Origin of the sequence: Leeuwenhoekiella sp. W20_SRS_FM14 (genome assembly GCF_052119605.1) — a bacterium.
GTDB lineage: Bacteria > Bacteroidota > Bacteroidia > Flavobacteriales > Flavobacteriaceae > Leeuwenhoekiella.
In genome coordinates this window covers 229,817-256,647 of sequence record NZ_JBGQOK010000006.1, presented here as the reverse complement: position 1 = coordinate 256,647, position 26,831 = coordinate 229,817, and the positions used below count along the sequence as shown (strand labels likewise).

Annotated in this window: 25 protein-coding genes and 1 tRNA gene; 14 read left to right on the top strand and 12 right to left on the bottom strand. The window is 36.5% G+C overall.

Translation table 11 applies throughout. The features are described from left to right. Positions 1-3: 3 nt before the first annotated feature. The 11 genes from murC to ACEN25_RS12345 all read left to right on the top strand — a co-directional run bounded on the left by murC (position 4) and on the right by ACEN25_RS12345 (position 11,722). A complete protein-coding gene (gene murC / locus ACEN25_RS12395; protein WP_441803197.1) occupies positions 4-1,353 on the top strand; it encodes a UDP-N-acetylmuramate--L-alanine ligase in 1,350 nt (449 codons plus the stop codon). Then, the gene (locus ACEN25_RS12390) at positions 1,350-2,066 is read left to right on the top strand and encodes a cell division protein FtsQ/DivIB (protein ID WP_028377573.1); all 717 of its coding nucleotides are present in this window, start codon (positions 1,350-1,352) and stop codon (positions 2,064-2,066) included. The genes murC and ACEN25_RS12390 overlap by 4 nt, the downstream gene beginning before the upstream one ends. 3 nt (positions 2,067-2,069) lie before the next feature. Beyond that, positions 2,070-3,416 carry a cell division protein FtsA gene (ftsA, locus tag ACEN25_RS12385; RefSeq protein ID WP_441803196.1) on the top strand — a complete coding sequence of 449 codons (1,347 nt, stop codon included), beginning with the start codon at positions 2,070-2,072 and terminating at the stop codon, positions 3,414-3,416. Between the two features lie 51 nt (positions 3,417-3,467). Continuing rightward, positions 3,468-5,483 (top strand): cell division protein FtsZ, encoded by a 2,016-nt coding sequence (gene ftsZ, locus ACEN25_RS12380; protein ID WP_441803195.1) that lies wholly within the window; start codon positions 3,468-3,470, stop codon positions 5,481-5,483. A gap of 156 nt (positions 5,484-5,639) precedes the next feature. Continuing rightward, positions 5,640-6,089 carry a GatB/YqeY domain-containing protein gene (locus tag ACEN25_RS12375; protein ID WP_441803194.1) on the top strand — a complete coding sequence of 150 codons (450 nt, stop codon included), beginning with the start codon at positions 5,640-5,642 and terminating at the stop codon, positions 6,087-6,089. A gap of 24 nt (positions 6,090-6,113) precedes the next feature. Beyond that, positions 6,114-6,187, top strand: a tRNA-Arg gene (locus tag ACEN25_RS12370). Positions 6,188-7,462: 1,275 nt separating this feature from the next. Further along, a complete protein-coding gene (locus ACEN25_RS12365; RefSeq protein WP_441803193.1) occupies positions 7,463-8,014 on the top strand; it encodes a hypothetical protein in 552 nt (183 codons plus the stop codon). Between the two features lie 115 nt (positions 8,015-8,129). After that, a complete protein-coding gene (locus ACEN25_RS12360; protein ID WP_028377579.1) occupies positions 8,130-8,876 on the top strand; it encodes a hypothetical protein in 747 nt (248 codons plus the stop codon). A gap of 119 nt (positions 8,877-8,995) precedes the next feature. After that, positions 8,996-10,072, top strand: a complete 1,077-nt coding sequence (gene prfA / locus ACEN25_RS12355; protein WP_028377580.1) for a peptide chain release factor 1 — start codon at positions 8,996-8,998, stop codon at positions 10,070-10,072. A 30-nt stretch (positions 10,073-10,102) separates the two neighbouring features. After that, positions 10,103-10,924 (top strand): orotidine-5'-phosphate decarboxylase, encoded by an 822-nt coding sequence (gene pyrF, locus ACEN25_RS12350; protein ID WP_441803192.1) that lies wholly within the window; start codon positions 10,103-10,105, stop codon positions 10,922-10,924. 18 nt (positions 10,925-10,942) lie between these two features. Continuing rightward, positions 10,943-11,722, top strand: coding sequence for an ABC transporter substrate-binding protein (locus ACEN25_RS12345; RefSeq protein WP_441803191.1), 780 nt, complete (start codon positions 10,943-10,945; stop codon positions 11,720-11,722). Positions 11,723-11,756: 34 nt separating this feature from the next. On the opposite strand, the gene ACEN25_RS12340 is transcribed toward ACEN25_RS12345, so the two are convergent. From ACEN25_RS12340 to purU, 3 genes are all read right to left on the bottom strand, one after another. Beyond that, entirely contained in the window at positions 11,757-12,737 is a 981-nt protein-coding gene (locus ACEN25_RS12340; protein ID WP_441803190.1) for a carbohydrate kinase family protein, read from the bottom strand. 4 nt (positions 12,738-12,741) lie between these two features. After that, positions 12,742-13,443 (bottom strand): DUF4197 domain-containing protein, encoded by a 702-nt coding sequence (locus ACEN25_RS12335; protein WP_441803189.1) that lies wholly within the window; start codon positions 13,441-13,443, stop codon positions 12,742-12,744. 106 nt (positions 13,444-13,549) lie between these two features. Beyond that, positions 13,550-14,404, bottom strand: coding sequence for a formyltetrahydrofolate deformylase (gene purU, locus ACEN25_RS12330; RefSeq protein ID WP_441803188.1), 855 nt, complete (start codon positions 14,402-14,404; stop codon positions 13,550-13,552). A gap of 130 nt (positions 14,405-14,534) precedes the next feature. Between purU and ACEN25_RS12325 the strand changes: the two genes are divergently transcribed. Then, positions 14,535-17,951 carry a methylmalonyl-CoA mutase family protein gene (locus ACEN25_RS12325; RefSeq protein WP_441803187.1) on the top strand — a complete coding sequence of 1,139 codons (3,417 nt, stop codon included), beginning with the start codon at positions 14,535-14,537 and terminating at the stop codon, positions 17,949-17,951. A 251-nt stretch (positions 17,952-18,202) separates the two neighbouring features. Here the strand turns inward: ACEN25_RS12325 and ACEN25_RS12320 are convergent, their stop codons facing one another. Both ACEN25_RS12320 and ACEN25_RS12315 read right to left on the bottom strand, forming a co-directional pair. Beyond that, a complete protein-coding gene (locus ACEN25_RS12320; RefSeq protein ID WP_441803186.1) occupies positions 18,203-18,730 on the bottom strand; it encodes a hypothetical protein in 528 nt (175 codons plus the stop codon). 121 nt (positions 18,731-18,851) lie between these two features. Continuing rightward, positions 18,852-19,235: a hypothetical protein gene (locus ACEN25_RS12315; RefSeq protein WP_028377588.1), complete on the bottom strand. Its 384-nt coding sequence runs from the start codon at positions 19,233-19,235 to the stop codon at positions 18,852-18,854. A gap of 114 nt (positions 19,236-19,349) precedes the next feature. On the opposite strand from ACEN25_RS12315, the gene ACEN25_RS12310 reads away from it, so the two are divergent. After that, positions 19,350-19,811, top strand: a complete 462-nt coding sequence (locus tag ACEN25_RS12310; RefSeq protein WP_441803185.1) for an Lrp/AsnC family transcriptional regulator — start codon at positions 19,350-19,352, stop codon at positions 19,809-19,811. A gap of 1 nt (position 19,812) precedes the next feature. On the opposite strand, the gene ACEN25_RS12305 is transcribed toward ACEN25_RS12310, so the two are convergent. Genes ACEN25_RS12305 through ACEN25_RS12290 form a run of 4 tightly spaced genes read right to left on the bottom strand, consistent with a single transcriptional unit; the run spans position 19,813 to position 22,903 of the window. Further along, positions 19,813-21,024 (bottom strand): Nramp family divalent metal transporter, encoded by a 1,212-nt coding sequence (locus tag ACEN25_RS12305; protein ID WP_441803184.1) that lies wholly within the window; start codon positions 21,022-21,024, stop codon positions 19,813-19,815. Then, complete coding sequence (locus tag ACEN25_RS12300; protein ID WP_441803183.1) at positions 21,021-21,587, bottom strand: RNA polymerase sigma factor; 567 nt, start codon at positions 21,585-21,587, stop codon at positions 21,021-21,023. Before ACEN25_RS12300 ends, ACEN25_RS12305 begins: the two co-directional genes overlap by 4 nt. Beyond that, on the bottom strand, positions 21,578-22,696 hold the full coding sequence (locus tag ACEN25_RS12295) for a glycosyltransferase (protein WP_441803182.1): 1,119 nt from the start codon (positions 22,694-22,696) through the stop codon (positions 21,578-21,580). Before ACEN25_RS12295 ends, ACEN25_RS12300 begins: the two co-directional genes overlap by 10 nt. Positions 22,697-22,702: 6 nt before the next feature. Beyond that, a complete protein-coding gene (locus tag ACEN25_RS12290) occupies positions 22,703-22,903 on the bottom strand; it encodes a hypothetical protein (RefSeq protein WP_028377593.1) in 201 nt (66 codons plus the stop codon). A gap of 184 nt (positions 22,904-23,087) precedes the next feature. Between ACEN25_RS12290 and ACEN25_RS12285 the strand changes: the two genes are divergently transcribed. Further along, positions 23,088-23,735, top strand: coding sequence for a fasciclin domain-containing protein (locus tag ACEN25_RS12285; protein WP_028377594.1), 648 nt, complete (start codon positions 23,088-23,090; stop codon positions 23,733-23,735). 74 nt (positions 23,736-23,809) lie between these two features. On the opposite strand, the gene murB is transcribed toward ACEN25_RS12285, so the two are convergent. The 3 genes from murB to ACEN25_RS12270 all read right to left on the bottom strand — a co-directional run bounded on the left by murB (position 23,810) and on the right by ACEN25_RS12270 (position 26,643). After that, the gene (gene murB / locus ACEN25_RS12280; protein ID WP_441803181.1) at positions 23,810-24,826 is read right to left on the bottom strand and encodes a UDP-N-acetylmuramate dehydrogenase; all 1,017 of its coding nucleotides are present in this window, start codon (positions 24,824-24,826) and stop codon (positions 23,810-23,812) included. Beyond that, positions 24,826-26,016 carry a pyridoxal phosphate-dependent aminotransferase gene (locus tag ACEN25_RS12275; RefSeq protein ID WP_441803180.1) on the bottom strand — a complete coding sequence of 397 codons (1,191 nt, stop codon included), beginning with the start codon at positions 26,014-26,016 and terminating at the stop codon, positions 24,826-24,828. Before ACEN25_RS12275 ends, murB begins: the two co-directional genes overlap by 1 nt. A 228-nt stretch (positions 26,017-26,244) precedes the next feature. Further along, on the bottom strand, positions 26,245-26,643 hold the full coding sequence (locus ACEN25_RS12270; RefSeq protein WP_028377597.1) for a DUF1573 domain-containing protein: 399 nt from the start codon (positions 26,641-26,643) through the stop codon (positions 26,245-26,247). Between the last annotated feature and the right edge of the window lie 188 nt (positions 26,644-26,831).

The window sequence follows — 26,831 nt, the reverse complement described above, 5'->3', positions numbered from 1 at the left end:
GCATTGAATAAGTTAAACGACATATCTAATTTTTACTTTATCGGCATTGGCGGTATAGGTATGAGTGCGTTAGCTCGTTATTTTAAAGCAGCGGGTAAAAACGTTGCGGGTTATGATAAAACACCTTCAGGTATTACTTCGTCATTAGAAAAATTAGGTATTGCTATTACGTTTAAAGATTCGGTAGAAGAGATTCCTTCTATATATAAAGATGCAGCGCATACACTCGTGGTTTATACACCTGCGGTGCCTAAGAATCACGCGGGCTATCAATTTTTTATTCAGTATAATTTCAACATCTCAAAACGTGCAGAAGTACTGGGGATGTTGACTCAGGAGAAGTTTTGTCTAGCCGTCGCAGGTACTCACGGTAAGACGACCACAAGTGCTATGTTAGGCCATTTAATGGCAGCTTGTGAGTTGCCGGTAACCGCATTTTTAGGTGGCATCGCAGAAAATTATCAAAGTAATTTAATACAGCAGGGAGAAGAGATTGTTGTGGTAGAGGCAGATGAGTTTGATCGCTCATTTATGCAGCTTTATCCTAATATTGCTGCCATTACGTCTATGGATGCAGATCATCTCGATATTTATGGAGATGCAGAAACCCTACAGCAAAGTTTTAGAGATTTTGCAGCACAGGTAAAAGAAGACGGAATACTCTTTGTAACCAATGGCTTGCCTTTAGCAGGTATTACAGTAGGAATTGAAGATGACGCTGTATATACAGCAATAAATGTAAAAATAGAAAACGGAGCGTATCATTTTGATCTAAAACATCCTGATGGTTTGCTTAAAGATTTGGCGCTTAACCTGCCTGGTAGACATAATTTGTCTAACGCGATAACAGCTTTGGCGATGGCTTTAAAATACGGCTGCCCTGCCGAAAAGCTCGCCAAAGCGCTATTCGCATTTAAAGGGGTTAATCGCAGATTTACGTATAGAATAAATACAGCAGACCACGTGCTTATTGATGATTATGCACATCATCCTACAGAAATTGATGCAGTGCATAATGCCGTACGCGAGATGTATCCTAACAGACGGGTTTTAGCTGTTTTTCAACCGCATCTTTACAGTCGTACCCGCGATTTTATGGAGGAGTTTGCACGCAGTTTATCTCAGTTTGACGAATTGCTTTTATTAGATATTTATCCTGCTCGCGAAGAGCCAATAGTGGGAGTTAATTCTCAAGAATTAATTAATCTAGTTACCAGTCCTAGAAAACAACTCGTGAGTAAGAATGAGCTTGAGGAAAAAATGAGAGCGTCTAAGGCAACTATTAAAGTAATGATGGGAGCCGGCGATATTGGAGAAGAGATATTAAAAATCACTAAAAAATTCAGTAGATGAAAATAGGGTGGTTTTATATACGTATGATCGGTTTAGTGCTAATAACGCTGTTTTTAGTTGCATTTTCGCACAAGCGTAATGCAGACCGAAAAATCAAGGAGGTAAAGGTGAATTTTGAAGCCGGAGCCAATCTATTTATCACTGCAGAAACGGTTGATAAATTGTTGATACAAAATGGAAAACCTCTGGAGGGACAGCCTAAAGATATTCTAGTTTTGAAAAATTTAGAGGCAACGCTAGATTCGCACGCAATGATTTCTGATGCAGATGTTTACCTAACCTTAGATGGGGTTTTAGGTGCAACGGTAAGGCAACGAAAACCACTAGGTCGCGTGCAGGCACAAAAACCGTATTATATAGATGAGCAAGGTGTAGCAATGCCCTTATCTTCTAATTACTCTGCTCGAGTACCCTTAATTGAAGGAGTTTCAAAAGAGCAGATAGGTGAGGTTTACCCTTTATTAAAATATTTACAGCAAGACGATTTACTTGCAACGCAAGTGATAGGTATAAGCCGAAATCAAAATGGAGACTATAGTTTAACGCCTCGGGTGTTAAACTATAACATCAGTTTAGGAAAGATTAAAGATTTGCAAAGCAAGTTTGCAAACTATAAAGCTTTTTATCAAAAGGCGATTAAAGACAATAGTCTCACCGTATATAAAAATATAGATCTGCGGTTTAAAGGGCAGGTAGTTGGGACAAAATTTTAAGTTATGGAGCAGAAAGACATAGCAGTAGGATTAGACATTGGTACTACCAAGATTGTCGCTATGATAGGTCGTTATAACGAATATCATAAATTAGAAATTCTGGGAATCGGAAAATCTAAAAGTCTTGGTGTGCATAGGGGTGTTGTAAATAACATTACACAAACCATACAGTCTATTCAGCAGGCGGTGCAGGAAGCAGAGAGTGTGTCTGGCATGAAGATTGAAGATGTAGTCGTAGGTATTGCAGGGCAACACATACGTAGTTTGCAACATAGTGATTACATAACCCGCGCAGATTCAGATCAGGTTATAGGGCCTCGAGATATAGATATGCTGTGCAATCAGGTACATAAACTGGTAATGCTTCCGGGAGAGGAGATCATTCACGTGCTTCCACAAGAATATAAAGTAGACGGTCAAGCCGAGATTACACAGCCTATTGGGATGTATGGTGGCAGACTCGAAGCAAATTTTCACGTGGTTGTAGGTCAGGTTAGTAGCATACGCAACATAGGTCGATGTGTAAAAAGTGCCGGTCTTAATCTTGATAAAATTACATTAGAGCCTTTAGCTTCCGCGAATGCGGTATTAAGTCAGGAGGAAAAAGAAGCTGGTGTGGCTTTAATAGATATTGGTGGAGGTACAACAGATCTTGCCATTTTTAAAGATGGTATCATTAGACATACAGCCGTAATTCCTTTTGGAGGTAATGTGATTACTGAAGATATTAAAGAGGGCTGCAGTATTATTGAAAAGCAGGCAGAGCTTCTTAAAATTAAGTTTGGTTCTGCGTGGCCGGGAGAAAATAAAGACAACGAGATTGTTTCTATACCTGGATTACGCGGTAGAGAGCCTAAAGAAATTACGCTTAAAAACTTATCTAAGATCATTCACGCACGCGTCGTAGAGATCGTTGAGCAGGTATATCTCGAGATTAAAAATTATGGTCACGAGGAGCAAAAGAAAAAACTAATTGCTGGTATTGTTTTAACAGGAGGTGGCTCTCAGCTTAAACATTTAAAGCAACTTGTAGAATACATCACAGGGATGGATACACGTATAGGTTATCCTAACGAGCACTTGGCGGGTGATAGTGATTCTGAGACCACAAGTCCCTTGTATGCAACTGCTGTAGGTCTTGTAATGAATAGTCTTGAGCATCGCCAAAATGAACCCGAAGCACAACAGGATACAGCAATTGTAGAAGAGGAGGTGCCTGTAGTAGAGCCAGAAGTACAACTTGATCAAGATGAGGAAGAGATTGAGCAACCTAAAGAGAAGAAAATACGCAAAAGCATCTTTGATACCTGGGCCGAAAAGTTCAAGGATTTCTTGGATAATGCAGAATAAAGAATTGAAAAAGAAAAACATCCAACTAATAAACCGGTAAAACGATATATTATGAGCAACACAGATTTTGAAAACATTTCGTTTGATTTACCAAAAAATCAGAGCAACGTCATCAAGGTAATTGGTGTAGGAGGTGGTGGTAGTAATGCCATTAACCATATGTTTAGTCAGGGAATAAAAGGGGTTGATTTTGTGGTTTGTAACACAGACTCGCAAGCTCTGGAAAATAGTCCGGTGCCTATACGCATTCAGCTTGGTGTAAGCCTTACAGAAGGTCTTGGCGCCGGTGCAAATCCTGATGTAGGTGAGAAGGCGGCTATAGAAAGCTCTGAAGACATTAAAAGAATGTTGGGAACCAACACAAAAATGATCTTTATTACGGCCGGTATGGGTGGTGGTACAGGTACCGGTGCTGCTCCTGTCATTGCAAAGATGGCCAGAGAGCTAGACGTACTTACTGTAGGTATCGTAACAATTCCATTTCAATTTGAAGGAAAAATGCGTAATGAGCAAGCTCAATTAGGGGTTGAGCGTTTACGCAGTCATGTAGATTCACTTATTGTAATTAACAATAACAAGCTGCGTGAGGTTTATGGTAATCTTGGTTTTAAAGCTGGTTTTAGTAAAGCAGATGAAGTACTTGCTACTGCATCACGTGGTATAGCAGAAGTAATAACACATCACTATACCCAAAACATTGACCTTAGAGATGCAAAAACCGTATTAAGTAATAGTGGTACTGCCATAATGGGTAGTGCAAATGCAAGTGGTGGCAGTCGTGCTCAGGATGCCATTAGAAAAGCATTAGACTCTCCATTATTAAATGATAATAAAATTACTGGTGCTCAAAACGTATTGTTGCTTATCGTTTCTGGTACCGAAGAAATCACAATAGATGAGATTGGGGAAATCAACGATCACATTCAGGATGAGGCTGGCCACAGTGCCAACATCATTATGGGTGTAGGTGAAGATGAAAGTCTGGGTGATGCAATCTCGGTAACTATTATTGCTACGGGTTTTAATGTAGAGCAACAGAATGAAATCGTAAATACCGAAACAAAGAAAATTATTCATACTCTTGAAGACGAACAACGTGCACAGCACGAGCTATCTCCAAAGAGTACCGGTACGCGCTTAAATTTTGATGCTCCTGCTCCTAAAGAAGCTGCAGAACCAGAGAAAAAACCTATCGTACATACCCTTGATGATAGTGATGACCCTATAGATTTAATGGTGAATCAAAGCAAGAAAGAGGTTGAGAAGCCCAAAATGGATTTAATCTCTACTACAGATCTTATCCGTAATATTCAGGTTATTTATGAAGAAGTTTTAGATTATTCTGCTATAGAACCTGAGCCAGATGATCTTGATCTAGATTTTAAAATTGTAAGTGTTGAAAAGCCTACAAGAGATACTCAGGTAAACCTTTTTGAAGAAGAAGAGCAGTTTACACTATCATTTGATCTTCCTCTTAATGATAAGCCAAAACAAATTACTCCAGAACCTAAGACTGATACTAAAGAAAAGGAGATTGTTTACAGCTTAAGCGATGATGTTAATGATATTGAAGTTAATAATCCTGTAGAGATCGTTTCAGTTACCGAAGTTAATGAACAAGGTGAGAAGCGTTATAGTCTTGATGATTATATGGAGATGGAAGAGCATTTAAATAGTGCAAAACCACAACAACCGGTAAAGCCGCAAGCTCCTGTAAAAAGGGAAGAAGAGCCTGTAGTTTTTGAACGCAAGACAGTAGAAGCTAAACCTCGAGTAGAAGTAAATGAGGAGGATGAAAACCCTATGAATACTCCTATATCAGAACTGCTTACTGAGCGCGCTGCAGAGCGTAAACGTATGATGAAAGAGTTTAACTATAAGTTTCAAAATAATCAATCGCGTATAGACGAGATTGAAAGACAACCAGCTTATAAAAGACAGGGTATTGATTTAAGTCAAAATCCAAGTTCTAATTCTAGTTTGTCACGTACCTCTTTGAGTAAAGATGATAACGACGAAATACAGTTAAGAAGAAACAATTCTTTCTTACACGATAATGTTGATTAATATATAGATAAATCATTATTTAAAACCCTAATAGATCTCTGTTAGGGTTTTATATTTTAATAATAGTTATAGATTTAAAAGATCTTTTAGCTTTAAAAAAAAGTGGGGATAACACATAATAATAGCTATCTTCGCACTCCCGAAAAACAGAAAACTATGAGCTTACAGACAGATGTAATGACGGCTATGAAGACAGCGATGAAAGCAAAAGATCAAAATGCTTTAGCTTCTTTACGTGCTATTAAATCTGCAATTTTGACTGCTCAGACAGAGAGTGGGGCAAATGCAGAGTTATCTGAAGAGGAAGAGATTAAAATGCTTCAAAAGTTAGTAAAACAGCGTAAAGACAGTGCTGCGATTTATATAGAGCAAGATCGTGCAGAAATGGCACAAGAAGAGCTGGCTCAAGCGGCTGTTATTGAACAGTTTTTGCCAGAACAACTTAGTGAAGAAGAAATTGAAAAAGTTGTGATAGCTGTTATAGAACAAACAGGAGCTACTGGTATGCAAGATATGGGTAAGGTTATGGGGTTAGTATCTCAAGAACTTGCCGGGAAAGCAGACGGTAAAACAATATCAACAATTGTAAGAAAAAAATTAGCTTAAGAGTTTTCGCTTTCGCGGAAAAATGGCCTCGTGGCGCAACTGAATAGCGCATCAGATTTCGGCTCTGAGGGTTGGGGGTTTGAATCCCTCCGGGGTCACTAAAAAAAAGAGATAAATATCCAATATAGGATGTTTATCTCTTTTTTGTTTTTACAAAATTCTTTAATTCAATATAGCTAAAATACCTTTAAATTTGTTTGTCTGTAGTTTACATTTGTAAGAAATTTATTTAATTATAAATATTTATTTTAAGTATATTTTTTTTATATATCGATAATACTTGTATTTAGTCTTAAGATTTTATAATTGTAAGATTTGTTTATGCGAGATAGTTCTACACGAGATTATAATTCATTAAGATATATAGTGTAACCTCGCTCTAGTATCAGCAGTGCTAAGTTGTTCAACGATTCTCTATACTTCACTATTCACAGCCCGTTTAGTACGAATTCTATACGCTACTGTACTCATAGGGTTTTATTTGATACGACTTAAAAAAGGGAAAAAAATATTCCATTTGGCATTGATTTTTTTTGGATGCGAGATGTTTGCGCAATTTATTACGAAGCTAGTCTAGGGGTATTCTTTTATTTTGGTTTAGGAACTGTTGCGTACTTGCTGCTTTTTTTCAAACAATTAAAAAATTTGATGCATTTGAAGTTTGAGGTTCCTTCTATCATCGCAACTGGTTTATTTACCCTTGCATGTTTTATAATTTTATTTAATCTAAAATATTTAATTGGTGATGCCTCTGAAGGATCTATTTTAATTTATTATTTCTACTTTTTTTGGTCAAGTATCATAGTTCTCATTTTGCTTTCTATATATTATTACTACAGAATGGGTAGTCTTAGGGCACTCGTCTTTTCTTTTGCAATATTTAGCTTAATGATTTCTGACGTATCTTCATATTTTGGTTACTATCTAGGAGTAAATCCACTTTTTTTAATCACAGGGGTTTTCTATATTATAGCTTTAGTTTTGCTTATAAATTTTTTAGCTAGACCATCACTTATTTCAAAAGAGAATAGAATTGAGAACGATCTATTTTGAATAATTTAAAGAATTTGAAATTATATTTTATGGCTATAGATTTAGCATTGTTTTATAATTGTTTAAATCATAAATAAATAGATATGGAGAATGATAGTTTTAAGAAATAATTATGTTAATTTGAAGTCAATTTTATTAATAATAAAAGATAAGTGTTTTCAATTCGTAAGTATTTTAAGCTAGAGGTAATAACCGTAGTATTATTAATTGTTAATCTAGCTGTAACACATTTTTTAGAGTTAGATACCTTCAGGCTTGTACGTCTATTTTCTTTAAGTATATTAATAGGTTTTTATCTTTATAGACGGCATGTTAAAAGTGTGTGGGTTATTTATGCATTCCTTTTTTTTCTAATACGTGACATTGCTTACCAATTTTTTGAAGTTTCCTGGGGTGCAGAGACCTATATGACATTTGCTACATTGGGTTATTTCTTACTCGTATTAGATAGAGTCCCTTTCTTTAGAGGTACCAGGTTTAGTCTTTTTGCTGTTATTTTTGGTTTGTTACTGGTTGTTGCAAATGGAACTATATTATTTGAATTAGGAAATATTGTCTCAAACCACGTAAACAATAATATAGAGCTTCTTTTATTTTATCTATATGGTGTTTCTCTAATTACCCTTATTCTATCAGCCTACTATTACAACCATAGATTAAATAGCATGCGTTCCCTACTTTTTTTAATGATGGTTTTTTGTTTTGTAGCATCAGATATTGCGTCATGTTTAGCTTACTATATTGATTTGCAAGGATTGTATTATTTAGATCGTACAATGTTTATTTTAAGTATGGCGTTATTGGTAAACTTTGGTCTCAATATTAAAGGTGCAGCAAGGGAAGAGGTAGATTTTATATCTCTTCAGGAGTAGTTTATTGTTTAAAATGTACGTTTTTTAATAATTGAGTGTGTAGAGCAACACTTAATATTTGTAAATAGCTTAAATTGAGGTTAGAAGGAATCCATATCTAATAGAATTATTATAGATGGGAGTGAATTGTGCAGCAAATGAACTTAAAAAGAAATCTACCTGGTTAAACAAATTGGTTTACTTGGGTGGGTTTTTGATTATTTGCAACGTGCTTTCGGTGATTTATTTGCCAGTAATTACAACACGATATTTACGCCTTATCTCCTCTGTAATTATTCTCTTGTATTATCTTTTTTTACTTCCAAAACATAACCTATTCTTCTTTTTTGCAATTACGGCTTTTATAATTAGAGATTATTTCTCAATCTACTACGAGTCGCAGATGAGTACCTATCTTTATTTTGTTTTTGGCTTTTTAGCCTATTCTATTTTAATTATTAAGCAGGCTAGAAATCTTCGTACGTATAGGGTACAACTCCCCTCAATACTTTCGTTATTTTTATTTGCGATTGCTAGTTTTTTCATACTAATTTTATTAGAGACTTTAGTGCAAGAAAATTTTACAGGTTCTGCTACAACCTACTTTTTCTACAGTATGGGAACCAGTATTATATTTTTATTATTTATTGCCATTTACTACCATTATAGATTGGGTAATTTAAGGTCGCTAATTTTTTCGTTTAGTGTTTTCTCGTTTATGCTATCTGATGCTTTGTGTTGCTTTGCCTATTATATGGATTTATATAATCTTTATATAGGTGTACGACTATTCTATATTTTGGGGTTAATTCTTCTTACCAATTATGCAGTAAATACAACATTGCGGCAAAAAGAACTGAGTCTCAAAGACGAGCTACTGTAAATTATAAATAACATTTAAACTTAAATTTTACAAATACGCATTCTTTGATTATTCATTAATTAAAATTGCTATACAACCCTTATTTTTTTGCGTAAATTCGCAGGCAATTAAAATTTCTCATGTTAGAACGATTAAACTTTATAAAACAACGCTTTGACGAAGTAAGTGATCTTATTATTCAGCCAGATATTATTTCTGATCAGAAGCGTTATGTAGAGCTCAATAAAGAATATAAAGATTTGCGCGCCATAATGGATGAGCGTGATAACTATATTAAGCATATACAGCGCATAGACGAGGCTAAGGAGATTATTGCCGATGGTAGTGATCCTGAAATGACGGAGATGGCAAAGATGCAGTTAGAAGAGGCAGAAGAGGCTGTTCCGGCTTTAGAGGAGAAAATTAGATTTATGCTGGTTCCTAAAGATCCTGAAGATTCTAAGAATGCAGTGATGGAAATTCGAGCAGGAACCGGTGGTGACGAAGCGAGTATTTTTGCAGGAGATATTTATCGTATGTATATGAAGTACTGCGAGAGTAAAGGTTGGAAAACCAGTACTATAGACTATAGCGAAGGTACAAGCGGTGGCTTTAAAGAAATTCAGGTAGAAGTAACGGGAGAAGATGTTTATGGTACGTTACGTTTTGAAGCTGGTGTTCACCGAGTTCAGCGTGTACCACAAACCGAAACCCAGGGTCGTGTGCATACCAGTGCGGCTACTGTAATGGTTTTTCCAGAAGCAGAAGAATTTGATGTTGAGATAAACCCTAAAGATGTGCGAATCGATTTTTTCTGTTCGTCAGGTCCAGGAGGGCAGTCTGTAAACACTACCTACTCTGCGGTGCGTTTGACGCATTTACCTACCGGTTTAGTAGCACAATGTCAGGATCAGAAGTCTCAACACAAGAACAAAGAGAAAGCCTTTAAAGTTCTTCGCTCTCGTTTATACGATATGGAGCTTGCTAAAAAACAGGAAGAAGATGCTTTAAAGCGTGGATCTATGGTAACTAGTGGAGATCGTAGTGCAAAAATACGTACTTATAATTATCCTCAGGGTCGTGTTACAGATCACCGTATAAATCTTACGCTTTATGATCTATCAAATATTATAGATGGCGATATTCAACGAATTATTGATGAGCTTCAGCTTGTGAGTAATACAGAGAAATTAGCCGAAGGTGGCGATGCAATCTAATCTGTAATTCTAATTAGAAAATAAACTCCCTTGAATAGTCAGCAACTTATAGATCAGATAAAAAAGAAACGATCGGTGCTTTGTGTAGGTCTGGATACAGATTTAGATAAAGTACCGAAACATTTACTGACTCTAGAAGATCCTATTTTTGAGTTTAATAAAGCAATTATAGACGCAACGCATCAGTATACTGTTGCATACAAGCCTAATACGGCTTTCTATGAGGCATACGGTATTCAAGGATGGCAGTCACTTGAGAAAACTATCAATTATCTCAATACAAACTACCCTGAAATTTTTACAATAGCAGATGCTAAGCGTGGCGACATAGGTAATACTTCCAGCCGTTACGCTAAAGCCTTTTTTGAGGATTTAGGCTTCGATTCGGTTACTACCGCTCCTTATATGGGTAAAGACTCAATTGAGCCCTTTTTGGCATTTGCCGGAAAGTTTACAATAATGCTCGCCCTCACATCTAATCCCGGGGCATTTGATTTTCAAACCCAGAAAGTAGATGGGGTAGAACTTTATAAAAAAGTGCTTGAGACTTCTAAAACCTGGAAAAATAGTGACCGATTAATGTATGTAGTAGGCGCGACTAAGGCAGAATATCTTGCAGAAATTCGTAAAATAATACCAGACGCATTTTTGTTAGTTCCCGGTGTAGGAGCGCAAGGCGGAAGTGTTGATGACGTTTTTAAATATGGAGCTAACGCTAATGCGGGTCTTCTTATAAACTCATCTCGCGGAATTATTTATGCTTCTACCGAAGAAAACTTTGCTGACGCTGCAAACGCTGAAGCAAAGAGATTGCAGGAACAAATGTCCGTTCATCTTCAAAAGTTAAGCTAAACGCATAATTTTGGCGCTATGAAAGATCAATTAGGGCGTCTCATTCAAATACGAAAACCGCCTCAACGTATTATTTGTTTAGTGCCAAGTTTATCTGAACTCTTAGTAGATTTAGGTCTTGGTGAATTCCTTGTAGGTATAACTAAGTTCTGCGTACATCCTCACAATTTAAGAACCGAAAAAACAGTTGTTGGAGGTACTAAAACCATTCATAAACATAAAATAGCCGCTTTAAATCCTGATTTTATTCTCTGTAATAAAGAAGAAAACACAATTGATATTGTTAAGACCTGTGATGATTTAGCACCTGTTTATGTATCAGATATAAATAGTTTTGAAGACTTGTATGTCTTTCTTTCTCATCTGGGAGCGCTCTTTAATATTCAAGAAAAAACAGCTTCTTTTATTCTTGATATAAAGAGTAAACGCGAAGCCTTCCGAAGAAAAACAGCTGATTTGCCAGAGCGCAAAGTTGCCTATCTTATTTGGAAAAATCCTTTAATGGTTGCAGGGCGTGACAACTTTATAAATGTGCTTTTGCACGAGTTAAATTTGAAAAATATTTTTGAAGTTAATAAGGGGCGTTATCCACAAATAGAAAATGCAGAATTGAAAAGTGCAGAATTGGTTTTTCTTTCTTCAGAACCATTTCCATTTACAGAACAACATATTCAAGAATTTCAAAATTTTACCGATGCTAAAATTAGTTGTGTAGATGGGGAGTATTTTAGTTGGTACGGCAGTAGGCTTTTAAAAGCATTTGATTATTTTGAAAAGTTACTCAAATCTTTAAATTAAAAAAGCCATCTGAGAGGATGGCTTTATGTAGTTTCTAAAGTCCGTAATTAGAAATACGTATCTCTTCAGTTTCCTGAGCCGTTTTAAAAACATCCCAGTCTTTTCCCTGAGTACGTCTGGCGCCTAGAATGTTTGCAAATTGTCCTGCTTTAACAGGGTTGTTATATTTAGCAAAACCATATGCAAGTCCGCCTGCAAAAGAATCTCCGCAGCCGGTTGTGTCTACAACTTTAGCTACTTTAATTGATGCGATCCAATCTTTTTTAAGTTTTCCATTTTCTAACTGATATAAAATGCAGCCTCTAGAATCCATAGTTACATAAAAGAAGGAAACACCTTTTTTAAGAACGTGCTTTGCCAGATCATCTAAGTGACCGGTGGCGTTATCATCATATATTGATGGGATCTCGTGCTCGTATTCATTAGCGAAAGACATGCATTGTGATTCTTCAAGATTCATTTTTAAGACATCAATATACGGGAGCCATTCATCCTGATCAATCCAGAATTTACGATGCCTGTGTCCTTTTACATCCATCGCTGTTGTAGCGCCGTGTGCATCAAAAATAATTATGCCCTTGCTGTGTTTCTTAATATATTTTAAAGTGCTTAAACTTATCTCAAAATCTGTAATAGGCACAAAAACAAAAGCATCTGCGTCAAGATGCTTTTTGATATGCTTAGGGCGTATGGGATTCATACAGGCAAGCTGTTTTTCTTCCCGGTTATTTTGATCTTTAAAGTCAAGTAGAATTACTGTGCCACGGTCTTCTTTACTATTAATTCCGGCGAGATCAATATTTTTAAAATCTTTAAATTCAGTTGCAATGCCTTCACGATCTTTTTTATGAATATTAGAAACCGGAGTAACGGTTCCTTCAGTATTTAAAAGTTTTGAAAGGGCAATAACAGGATGTGTTACGCAGCCGTAACGCATAATAATATCATTCTCATAGGTTGAGATGGTATCTCTAGGAATAGGTCCTGCTACAACTATTTTTAAAGGTTTTGTCATAAGATTAATCTTGTAGTGCAAATACTTTTTGAAGTAACGTAGTGGTACGTGCGGCAGCGTTTGTTCTAATATCTTTTTCTTCTAAAGCAATCATAGTATAAACTCCTTTAAGCGCCTCATTAGTTACATAATCTGTTAGATCTGGGTTAACATCATTAGTAAGCGGTAACGCATTGTATTTTGTAATCAGGTTGCTCCAGATTTTATCTGCTCCTACTTTATTAAATGATTCTTTAATAATAGGATTAAACTGTGCATATAATGCGGTGTTTGTTTTACTCTCTAAATAGGAGGTTGCAGAATTGTCTGCTCCTAATAAGATGTTTTTAGCATCATTAAACGTGATTCCTTTTACTGCATCTATAAATATGGGAGTCGCTGTTCCTACAGCATCCTCAGCAGCACGATTTAATACTTTTAAACCTTCGTCTGCCAGGCTTCCAAGACCAACACTGCGTAATGTATTATCTACTTTTTGCAATTCTTCAGGCAGTAGAATTTTCACTAACGAGTTCCCATAAAAACCGTTTTCCTGCGTAAGTTTTGTTACTTGTTTATCTATACCAAAATCTAGCGCCTGACGTAAACCGCTCGCTATAGTTGTATTGTCTACACCTACCTGATTGGGCAAATTATTTACTACAGATTGTAGTTCTGCGCATCCGCTTAAAAAGAGTACGGCAACTAATGCAATTATTTTTTTCATGGAGTTAAGTTAGGTTTTTCTTGGTTAATTTTAAAATGCAAAAGCACCGAGGGTCACTTCCTTTTATGGGTAATACCACGCGCATAAGCCGTCTATGACTAGCTGGTTAAGAAAAAATAACAGTCTTGTTTCCGTAGACCAGTACTTTATGTTCTATATGTGCTTTTATGGCTCTGGCTAAAACAATTTTTTCTAAGTCTCGACCTTTCAATATAAAATCCTGTACCGAATGTACGTGAGAAACACGCACAATTTCCTGCTCGATAATGGGGCCTTCGTCAAGATCTGCGGTCACATAATGACTGGTGGCTCCTATAATTTTTACACCGCGCTCAAAAGCAGCGTGATAGGGTTTAGCGCCAATAAATGCCGGTAAAAAAGAATGATGAATATTTATAATCTGATGTTTAAAGTTAGCAACAAAATCGTCAGATATGATTTGCATATAGCGAGCTAGAATAATAAGATCAATATTATGATCCCGTATGGCTTGTATCTGTTCAGCTTCGGCTTGCTCTTTTGTGTCTTTAGTAACGGGAATGTATTTAAAAGGAATGTCAAATCGCTTTGCCACAACCTCAAGATCTTTGTGATTGCTTATAATCAAAGGTATTTCTACTTCGAGTTCACCTGAAGCGTTTCGGCCTAAAAGATCATAGAGGCAATGGTCGTATTTTGAAACAAATAAAGCAAGTTTCGGTTTATAAAGAGCATCGTAGAGCTTATACGTGAGCTGGTAATCCTCTTCAAACTTTGCCGCAAACTGATTTTCAAATTCCGTAATTGTAAAATCTGCGTGGTCAAACTCACACTCAAGTCTCATAAAAAACACGCTTTGTTGTCTGTCTACGTGTTGATCGAGATAAACAATATTTCCACTTAGTTCAAGTATATATTGGGTAATTGTGGTTACAATACCTTTGCGATCGGGGCAATTAATTAAAAGTGTAATTTTCTGCATAATTTATCAAGCTAGATTAAAGCTAATCTAGAAAAATATGTGTCAAATTATTATATAAATAACACAAAATAAAACGGTCTTTGTTGTCATTTATTTAAATTAGTACCAGTTTTAAAGTTAAATATTACGAATGAAACAAATAACACCCTATAAGCCTAATCATAAAGTACGTATTGTAACTGCAGCTTCGCTCTTTGATGGGCATGATGCGGCTATAAATATAATGCGTCGCATCATACAAACTACCGGAGTTGAGGTAATACACCTGGGGCACGATCGTAGTGTTGAAGAGGTTGTTAATACCGCTATTCAAGAAGATGCACACGCAATTGCACTCACTTCTTATCAAGGAGGGCATAACGAGTATTTTAAATACATGTATGATTTGCTTTGCGAAAAAGGAGCAGGGCATATTAAAATATTTGGCGGCGGCGGCGGCGTAATTCTGCCGGAAGAGATTGAAGAATTAATGAATTATGGGGTAACCCGTATTTACGCTCCAGATGATGGTCGTGAAATGGGATTACAGGGTATGATTAATGATCTGGTAATGCAGTCAGATTATGCGCTGGGCGATTCTTTAAATGGAGAGTTTGATAAGTTGAGTGCTCAAAACGACACGGCCATTGCACGTATTATCTCTGCTGCAGAAAACTATCCTGAGGTTGCGAAGCCAACACTTGATTTAATTCATGAAAAAAACAAAGAATCAAAAACACCGGTTTTAGGAATTACAGGAACAGGTGGTTCTGGTAAATCATCGTTAGTAGATGAGCTGGTACGCAGGTTTCTGGTAGATTTTCCAGAGAAAACTATAGGTATAATATCAGTAGATCCTTCAAAACGAAAAACCGGAGGAGCACTTTTAGGAGACCGTATACGTATGAACGCTATTAATTCTCCTCGTGTTTATATGCGTTCGTTAGCTACGCGTCAAAGCAATCTGGCACTTTCTAAACACGTACAGGAAGCTGTTGAGGTTTTAAAGGCGGCTGAGTACGATTTAATTATTTTAGAAACCAGCGGAATAGGGCAAAGCGATACCGAAATTTTAGACCATAGCTCGGTTTCTTTATACGTAATGACACCCGAGTTTGGAGCTGCAACACAGCTTGAAAAAATTGACATGCTTGATTTTGCAGATCTGGTTGCCATAAATAAATTTGACAAACGGGGAGCACTTGATGCGCTGCGTGATGTTAAAAAACAATATATGCGTAATCATCAATTGTGGGAAACCCATCAAGATGACTTACCTGTTTTTGGAACCATAGCATCTCAATTTAACGATCCGGGAATGAACCAACTCTATAAATCTATAATGGATGAGTTGGTAGCTAAGACTGAAACTGAACTAAGAAGTAGCTTTGAGATTACAGACGAAATGTCTGAAAAGATATTTGTAATTCCACCGGCGCGTACACGCTATTTATCTGAGATTGCAGAAAGTAATCGTGCCTATGATAAAACAGCAATAGATCAAGCAGAGGTTGCTCAAAAGTTATATGGTATTTTTAAAACCTTAGATACGGTTACCGGTGTGACTCCGCAGTTAGATAAAGCAGGTTTAGTTTTAGATGATAGCGGTACAGATTCAGATTTAGCAAAGCTTCTTTTAGCAGAGTTCGATAAGGTAAAAATGGATCTTGACCCGTATAATTGGGAAGTAATCACTGGCTGGGCAGACAAAGTAAATAAGTACAAAGAGCCTATTTATAGTTTCAAAGTACGCGATAAAGAAATTAAGATTGAGACACATTCAAAATCGTTGTCTCATTCTGATATCCCAAAAATAGCATTACCCAAGTATCAAGCCTGGGGAGATATTTTAAGATGGGTCCTACAAGAAAATGTACCAGGTGAATTTCCTTATACGGCTGGTTTGTATCCTTTTAAGCGTACAGGAGAAGATCCTACGCGAATGTTTGCAGGCGAAGGTGGTCCTGAGCGGACTAATCGTCGTTTTCATTATGTAAGTATGGGATTGCCTGCAAAAAGGCTTTCGACTGCTTTTGACAGTGTGACGCTTTATGGAAATGACCCCGATCACCGTCCTGATATTTATGGGAAAATAGGGAATGCAGGCGTTTCTATCTGCTGTCTTGATGATGCTAAAAAACTGTATTCTGGTTTTGATTTGTCAAACGCAATGACTTCAGTGAGTATGACGATAAATGGTCCCGCACCTATGTTGCTGGGCTTTTTTATGAATGCAGCGATAGATCAAAGTTGTGAAAAATATATAAAGGAGCATGATCTAGAAGATGATGTAGAAAAAACTATTGCAGCTATTTATCTGAAGAACGGTCTAGATCGTCCTGTGTATCAGGGCGAACTTCCTGAAGGAAATAATGGTTTAGGGTTGATGCTTCTGGGAGTAACAGGAGATCAGGTATTGCCTAAGGAGGTTTATGAAAAATTAAAAGCAGAGACAATTCAACAGGTGCGTGGAACCGTACAGGCAGATATATTGAAGGAAGATCAGGCGCAAAACACTTGTATTTTTTCTACGGAATTCGCATTGCGTTTAATGGGTGACGTGCAGGAATATTTTATTGAAAATCAGATACGTAATTTCTATTCGGTTTCTATTTCTGGATACCATATTGCTGAAGCTGGAGCAAACCCTATTACACAATTAGCTTTTACCCTTGCTAATGGGTTTACTTATGTAGAGTATTACCTAAGCAGAGGTATGGATATCAATAAATTTGGTCCTAACCTATCTTTTTTCTTTAGTAACGGTGTAGATCCTGAATATGCGGTTATAGGTCGTGTAGCTCGTAAAATCTGGTCAAAAGCTTTAAAATATAAATACGGAGCAAACTCAAGAGCGCAAATGCTGAAGTATCACATTCAAACTTCAGGGCGCTCGTTGCATGCGCAGGAAATAGATTTTAATGATATACGTACCACGCTTCAAGCTTTGTATGCGATTTATGATAATTGTAATTCACTGCATACAAACGCCTACGATGAGGCGATTACTACACCTACCGAAGAAAGTGTGCGTCGGGCAATGGCAATTCAGCTAATAATCAATAAAGAATTAGGTCTTACTAAAAATGAAAATCCTATTCAGGGAGCGTTTATTATTGAAGAATTAACAGACCTTGTTGAAGATGCGGTATTAAAAGAATTTGACCGAATCACAGAACGCGGTGGTGTTCTTGGTGCAATGGAAACTATGTATCAACGCAGTAAAATACAAGAAGAGAGTTTGTATTACGAAACGCTTAAACACAATGGTGAATTTCCGATTATAGGTGTAAATACATTTTTAAGTAGTAAAGGTTCGCCTACTGTAAAACCTATGGAAGTAATACGCGCTACTGAAGAAGAAAAGCAAGCACAGATTGCAACGCTTACTAATCTGCATAAAGCTTATGAGAATGATGCAGAAGCGATTTTAAAAAGCGTTCAGGAAGCAGCAATTCAAAATGAAAATATGTTTGAAAGGCTGATGGAAGCTACTAAGATCTGTTCATTAGGGCAGATTACAAATGCTCTTTTTGAAGTAGGCGGGCAGTATAGAAGAAATATGTAAGCGATAGTTCTAATTGCGTTAGCGAATCTGGAATTAACCAGCATATACGCATCATAAAAGGTCCCATAGTTGTGAAAAACTGTGAGGCCTTTTTTTATCAATTTAAGGGTGAAAAATGCGTGAAGGATAGAAGTGTAAAGCCCGCAGCCAAGCGCTAGCAAAGGTGAGGACTTGCAACGTATAGCCTGACCCGAAGGGACACGCCCTAATTATTTAAATAAATATTTTTTGTATAACAGCTTGAATATTTTTTAATCTTCAAAATTGAAATCGTCAGGGTCAAATGACTCATCGTCATCTACATCAGGATCGTTATAATTAACGCCCGGCGGATTAAAGAGTCCCCAACGGTCTATCATGTAATTAAAAGGATCAAAAGTTTTTACCCACTCTGCAAAAAGAATTCTAAAGGCTTCAATTTCATTACGCAACAAGTCTAAATATTCGGTTTCTTTAAAGCCATACATTTCTAAACCGGTCATATGTGTATCAAGATCCTGCGCAGATTTACGAATTAGGCAGGCTTTTTCCATCTTAATATCGTAAAGATCACAATTAAAAGCTCCGGCTATTTTTGAAGGAATCACAGAAGCATCTTCTCTAATGTATAATGCCTGACTTCTTAAAATCTCCTGGTCTAGTTGCGCTTCTAAGCTTGTCTCGTAAGCCGCAGCAATCTCTGCAATTCTATTTGCTAACTTCAATATTTCTGTAGCTTTTAAGTAAAGCGCCGAATTTTTATAGTTATTAGAGGAATTAAAATTGTCTTCTAAAGACATACATTGAGATTTAAGTCATTGATTAATGACTGTAGATTAAAGGAATAGTAGCCCTGTTATTTGAAAGCGGACATAACACTTTAAATTACAATAAAATTTATACTTAAAAAAGAGGATTTGACTAGAGTGTCATCATCCATTTGTGCTGAAGTTTTCTAAATTTTCTTACTTCTGTACGCAGCAAACGCACAAAATCTTTACCGCTGCTTTCAGCACGCTCCAGGCGTTCACAGGTTGCATATAAACTGGCAGTAAGGCGCTCTAATGATGCAGCATATTTAAGACGATCATCTTGAAAAGTCTGACTTTCTGCCTTAATGATCTCGGGTGCTAAAGAATCTGAATGCCGTACAATGTCGCCTGTAAAATAAACGTAGGGATTCTCACTTCCGTTAGATTCTAAGGGAGCAAGATCATATATCAGGTAATTTGAAATTGAGCGCGAAAGTCTCAGTATTTCAATTGCTTGATTGTATAAACGTGTATTTCTAGGTGTTGATGACATAGCTTAATTGTGTTCCAAATTTAGCAGTATTCATAGATTAATATATATAGATTTTAAAGTTTTAAGTTATATTTACTTTAATATTTAAAGAAAATAACCCAATTTTATTTAAAAATGCATATAGATTCAACCAACTGGAAAATTTTACAAACACTGCAGAAAAATGCACGTATTAGCAACAGTGCTTTAGGGCGTGCGGTAGGAATTACATCACCTGCTGTTGCAGAGCGTATACGTAAAATGGAAGATGCAGGTATATTAATAGGTTATAAAGCCGAAATATCTCATTTTGAATCAGGTCATCAGTTAAAAGCCATAATCACGCTACGCGCTTTTATGGGACGTCTTAAACCCTTTTTAGAGAAAGTGCATGAGTTTAGCGAAGTGCTCAATTGCTATCGCATTACGGGTAACGAGAATATTTTATTAGAAGTAGTACTCTTTGATCAATTTCATCTTGAAGAATTCATAGATAAGCTCATAACTTATGGGGAGACTAAAACCCATATTGTGCTTTCTACAGTAATTGAAAACGCACCCATACGTACGCGTAGAGAAGACCGAAAAAAGAGTTGATTTATAAAGTGCTCAAATACCAGATGCTGAACGCAATTAATAAAATAATACTCACGATACTAAATACATTTAACAATTTACCGGGTCTGTGTTCTTGAGGAACTGTTTTACTATTCATCACAAAGAAGTTTGCGATAGCAAAAAAAGGAGCAGTTAGGAATGAAAGTATAGTAGCTATTTCAACCAGCTTACCCATCTCACTGGTAAGAAAAAATAAGATGCAGCTGGTTCCTAATATGAGAATTAAAAGCCAGATGGTATAACTTCCTTTAATCGTTTCATCGCTTATTAATTCTAAGGTTCTCGACATTGCTCTAGGTGAAGCGTCTAATGTGGTGAGCGTGGTGCTAAACATTGTGGTGAGTGCTGCGATACCTATTAGAAAAAATGCCCAATTACCCAGACTACCGGTATACATATCTATGAGTTGCTTAGCAAACAGGACGCCACTTCCACTAAATTCGATGCCACTATTGTGCATCACGAGAGCTCCCAAACCTACAAAACACGTCCCAACGATTATAGTGCCCAGAAAACCAATATTAAAATCAAAAACAGCAGATTTTCTGGTAAGTGTTTCTTCTTTGGCTTTCTCTAATGACCAGAGCGAATGCCAGATTGAAATATCTAGTGGTGCGGGCATCCAGCCCATAAAAGCTATAAGAAAAGCAATGCCTGCTGCATCTGTAGGTAATACTTGAGTAAATGCCACTTGCTGATGTGGTTCAAACCCTGCAATTGAAACGGCGATTAATGTGCTAATAGTTAATGTGATTACGATAACTTTCATCAAATTATCTAGAAAACTGTATTTACCCAGTAAGAGAAGTGTTGCGCAAATAGTGGTTATAATTAAACTCCAGGTGGTAATATCCCAATCTATGCCAAAAATATAGGTCGCAATACCGGCAGTAACGATAGTTACAGCGGTTTGAATAGTAAACATGGTAAGCAAATTAATTATAAAATAGAAGATTAGAACAATCTTACCAAGCTTACGATAGCCGTCTAATAAACTCGTGCCCGTCGCTGCCGCGTACCTTGGGCCATACTGAAAAAACGGGTATTTTATAATATGTATAAGAACTAAAGCCCATACCAGACCAAAACCGTAATCAGCACCAGATCGCGTGGATTGTACCAGATGGGAGACCCCAATTGCTGCACCCGCAAACAAGAGGCCTGGACCCAATTGTCTGAGAAGATTTTTCATTTAAAATTTGATTTTTTCTCAATTAAGTCTGAAAGTAATCGGCGTGCACGTAGGAGCTTAACTTTTACATTGCTTAAGGGTTCTTCAAGTGTTTTAGCCATTTCTTTGTAGCTCATTTCTTGAAAGTACCTCAAATTGATCACCTCTTGATAATGAGGTTTTAGCTTTTTGATGTGTGCTAATAGCTCTGATAGATTCTGCTCTGTAATAAGAGAGTCTTCTGCAGTAGGATTTTTATCGACAACACTATTAAGTTTAAATTCTTTATGTACACGTTTATGCTCGCTGCTTTCTTTACGCAGCAGATCTAAATGAAGATTTTTAGAAATCGTAATGAGCCAGGTGCTAAATTTATATTTACTATCGTAGGTGCTTAGCTGATTAAAGGCTTTAGAAAATGTCTGTATAGTTATTTCTTCGGCTTTAAAATCATCTTGAGTACGTTTTAGTTGAAAAGCGTATACGTAGTGCCAGTGCGCATTAAGTAAGTAATTATAGGCGCTTTGACTGCCAGATTTGGCATCTTTAATTTTACGGTCTAAGAGTTCCTGGTCTAGTTCCAACGGTGGGGTTTTACCAATGTATTTGAAATAAAGATAAGCATTTGAAGGCTTATTAAAAATGGCTCCAGGATAGGGATTACCGGAATGAGTCTATTTTCTTTTAATTTAATGGCTGTTTTTGATGTGACAAACCAAACCAAAATAATACGTAAAAGTGCTAAAACGCAAACCAGTGTAAAAAATTGTTTTAGGATTAGGAGTGCGAAGAATAGTATAAAAAATAAAAACTGAGAGACATAAAATAAACCCAATTGGATTTGATGTTTCATTTTATATTCTTTTGCGACATCGGTATGTCTGCGTTTTTGTATAAACCATTCTTTCCAGGTTTTTTTAGGCTCAGAATAGGTGAATGATTCCGGAATAAAACATGTAGCTACATTAGTGGCTGTGGCATTTTGATTCACAAATAAATCATCATCGCCGGCCTTTAGATGCAGATGCTTTTCAAATCCGTTTCCTGTATTAAACGTTTTTTTAAAGTAGCTCAAATTGCGACCTACGCCCATATAGGCATTATCGTGGGTGGCATAACTAAAATATTGCATCGCAGTTAAAAGCGTTTCAAAGCGAATAAGTTTATTGAGCCATGAATTTTTATAGGATCTATAACCACTATAACCCAAAACAAATGTCTTGGTGTCATTTAAATTTTCAGTCATTAAAGTGATCCAGTACGGGCTGTTAGGTATGCAATCTGCATCAGTAAACAAAAGTTTTTCAAAAGATGCCTTGGCTATTGCTTGTGTAATTCCTGCTTTTTTTCCTGTTTCCGACTTTAAGTCGATAACTTTTATACAATTGTGAAAACCTGCGTATCGCCGCATCAATGCTAAAGTAGCATCTGTAGAATGGTCGTTGACCAGTATAATTTCAAAAAGAGGATAATGTTGATTTACAAGTGACTGTAAAAGTGAGTCTATATTGTGAGCTTCATTTCTTGCACAAACTATAATGGAAACTCCTTCATTTTGAATAGGATGATTTTTAACAAAGACACCTTTGGTATAGCCGAATTTTAAAAAGTAGAGATAATAGCAACAGTTAACTAGAACAGTGGCTACATATAAAACTAGTAGTAGCTCACTTATAATAGGTAATTGTAGCACAAGGTATTAAGAAGATTTAGGTGCGCAATCGCCCATTTCTTCAGGCATTTTACCACACATACCACAAGCTTCACCACTTTTATTTAAAAACGGATTCTGGCTTGCACAGGTTCCTGCAAATTTACCATCTTTTTTTGCCCAAATCTTAATAGCAATACCTGCAAAGGCAAGTCCTAAAAGTACAAGAGTTATCAGAAGTAATTTCATAGCTTAAATTTGAACTGCAAAGATACGACCTTGAAGAGAGAGCCCCAAAGTATTTACCATTCACTATTTAGTTAAAATATCTAACATTAAGTTGCTTTATTTAACTAAAGATTAGTAGGCTGCGCAAAATTTGAATGTTAATTATTGATACATTTGATCTTCACAAACCATTAAAAATAAAATTATGAAATTTAATAAATCTCTTGTATTTATGTTACTTATGGGCTTTGTAATAGCATTTAGCTCTTGTGAAGACGGTAAGAAAAAAGATCAAATTAAGCTTGAAGAGCAGGAGGCAGAAATGGCCAAAGCCGAAAGTGATGCAAAAGAAGCTGAGATGAAAGAAGCTCAAGCTAATGAAGAGAAAATGAAGGAAGAAGCCAGAACTAACAGTATTGCGGGTAAAGCAATGGCATCAAGAGATCTTGATACGCTAGTAATAGCCCTTAAAGCTGCTGGTCTTGCTGATATGTTATTAGCTGAAGGTGATTACACAGTTTTTGCGCCAACAGATTACGCATTTTCTGAATTGAAAAAAGGAACTTTGGAAGACCTAGTAAAACCTGAAAATAAAGAAATGCTTATAGGTGTTTTACAATACCACGTAGTTGCAGGTAAAATGAGATCTGAAGATTTAGGTAAAGCTATTGATGCTGGTAACGGTAAAGCAGAGCTTACCACTGTAAAGGGAGATAAACTTACTATTATGCGTGATGGTGATCAGATTGTAATTAAAGACGGTAAGGGTAAAAAAGCTCAAATTGTTTTAGGAAATATCGACGCTTCTAACGGGGTTATACATGAGGTTAGTAAAGTATTGATGTCTAAATAATTTTAGATTTTAATATATAGAAAAGCCCGCTCAGCATTTGCTGAGCGGGCTTTTTATTTTTACAAGCGCTATGGTTATTCTATAATATTTACCTCAGGCTCTATAACGATATTGAAAAGATCACGAACTTCTTTCTGAATTTTTATGGCTAAACTCCAGATATCATCACCACTCGCTTCCCCATAATTTACAAGTACCAATGCTTGTTTTGTATGTACACCGGCATCCCCAAAACGTTTTCCTTTAAATCCGGCTTTTTCTATAAGCCAGCCGGCAGGAACTTTAATTAAATTCTCAGATACCGGATAAAATGGCATTTCGGGATAAATACGTTGTATTGCTTTAAATTCAGCGATATCAATCACAGGATTCTTAAAAAAGCTACCACTATTACCTAACACCTTAGGGTCTGGTAATTTTGAAGAACGTATATGGATTACAGCTTCGGCAATATCTTTAATGCCGGGCTCTGTAATGTTTTGCTTCTCAAGAATCTCCTGTATTGCTCCATACTCGGTATGCAGCGAATGGTTTGTTTTAGTAAGTTTAAAGACTACCGATGTGATTACAAAAATGTCTTTAGCCTCACTTTTAAAAATAGATTCTCTGTAACCAAATTTGCACTCAGAATGTGTGAACTTTTTAGATTCTAGTGTACTGCGATTTAATGCCGTACAGGAATCAAAAACATCTTTTAATTCTACACCATAAGCCCCAATATTCTGAACAGGAGAGGTGCCGGTATTTCCGGGAATCAGAGCGAGGTTTTCTACTCCTCCATAATTATGATTAACGCAATACATCACAAAGTCGTGCCAATTCTCACCAGCAGCAACTTCAAGCCAAATGTGCTCCTCATTTTCTTTTACTGTAGCAATTCCTTTCAATCCTATTTGAATCACCAATGCCGAAACATCATTCTTCAGTAACATATTACTCCCGCCACCCAGGATAAATTTACGATCAACAACCTTTGTGCTTAAGGCTTCTTTTAATTCGGCAATTGTAGTTACTGAAACAAAAGAACTGGCTATAGCATCTATACCAAAGGTATTGTAATTTTTAAGAGAAACGTTTGGCGTTATTTTCATTAATCCTGGTACTGTTTTAGCGCTTCTTTTAGCAAAGCAACAGCTTCAATTAAATCTTCTTTTTTAAGAACATAAGCAATACGTACTTGATTGAGTCCTTCACCTTCGGTAGAGTAAAAACCTGCAGCAGGAGCAACCATTATCGTTTTGTTGTTATGCTCAAACGATTCTAAAAGCCAGCGTGCAAAGTCGTCTGAATTTTTAACAGGTAATTCTGCGATGCAATAAAATGCGCCTTTAGGGTTTGCAACACGTACGCCGGGAATCGCTTCTAAACCGGCTACTAATGTATTTCTACGATCAACGTATTCTGATATCACTTCGTCAAAATAAGATTGAGGTGTGTCTAATGCAGCTTCACTTGCAATCTGAGCAAGTGTAGGAGGGCTTAAGCGTGCCTGAGCAAACTTCATAGCAGTTGCCATCAATGTTTTATTACGACTCACGATGCATCCTATTCTCGCACCGCACATTGAGAAACGCTTAGAAACAGAATCGATCATTATTGTATGCTCATCTATAGTGCGTTGATTTAAAACCGAGTGGTGTTTTAAACCATCATAAGCAAACTCTCTATATACCTCGTCTGCAATTAAAAACAAGTCGTGTCTTTTAACTAATTCAGAGAGTTGGTCTAATTCATCCTGACTGTATAAATAACCGGTAGGGTTGCCTGGGTTACAAATAACAATAGCCTTAGTCTTAGCTGTAATTTGTTTTTCAAATTCTGAAATAGGGGGCAATGCAAAACCGCTTTCAAAAGAAGAAATTACAGGCTTTACGGTAACACCTGAGGCAGTTGCAAAACCATTGTAATTGGCATAAAAAGGTTCGGGAATGATGATCTCATCACCGGGATCTGTAACACTTCCCATTGCAAACATAAGAGCTTCAGATCCGCCGGTAGATATAATAATATCTGATGCAGTAACATTTATGCCTTGCTTACCATAATAGGCTGCTAGTTTTTCGCGATAACTTAGAAAACCTGCAGAATGACTGTATGATAAAACTTCAATATCTGCCTCTTTTACAGCATTAAGAGCGGCTTGAGGGGTTTTAATATCAGGTTGACCTATATTTAATTGGTGTATAGTTACTCCTCTCGCTTCTGCAGCTTCTGCAAAAGGTACGAGTTTACGTATAGGTGATTCAGGCATAGATAGCCCCTTGTGTGAAATCTTCGGCATAAAATCTTTTTTTTTAGAACTGCAAATTTGCAAATTATTAATGAGAAAGTAATTTGAGTACGTTTATAATCACACACCTTTCTAGTGAAAAGCTAGCTCGTTATAGTTGCTCATAGGAAAATTTATATGAGATAAACTACTTTAATTACTTGACAATAAGTTTAGATCACTTTAAAGCATAAAAAAAGCGGTCATTTTGACCGCTTTTTAATTTAGAGATTCACCAGTTTAGTTTGCAGCTGGTAAAAGATTTCCTTTAATCTTTAAAGTATAAGGCTCTGCAGATGCATTTGTATAAACAGTTATTGTTTTACGTATAGGTCCTGGAGCACGATTTGTATCGTATTTTACTTTAATTACATTGCTTTCACCGGGAGCGATAGGATCTGTTGGTGGGCTTGGTACTGTGCAGCCGCAAGTCGAGTATGCTTTAGAGATTACAAGTGGAGCATTACCGGTGTTTGTGAATTTAAATTCACGTGTGCCGTCTGCGCCATGTGCAACATCGCCGTAATCAATAACATCTGATTCAAAAGCAATTTCAGCTTTCTTTTCTTTAGCTTCTTCTTGTGCCTGAAGTCCCATAGTCATAAGGCCTACGGCAAGTATTAAAACTAATTTTCTCATAATTCTAAGTGTTAATGAAGTATAAAAATAAACTTATTAAAGAGTTTATACAAAAAAGTAGCTTTTTTTTAAGAGATAACCCCTGTGGGCCGGTGTGAAAAGTACTTTTTGCAGTAATTTAATTAGATTTATTTAATTCCTCGGTTCTTTTAAAATACTTACTATAATAAGTACTTTTGCTTCTTAAG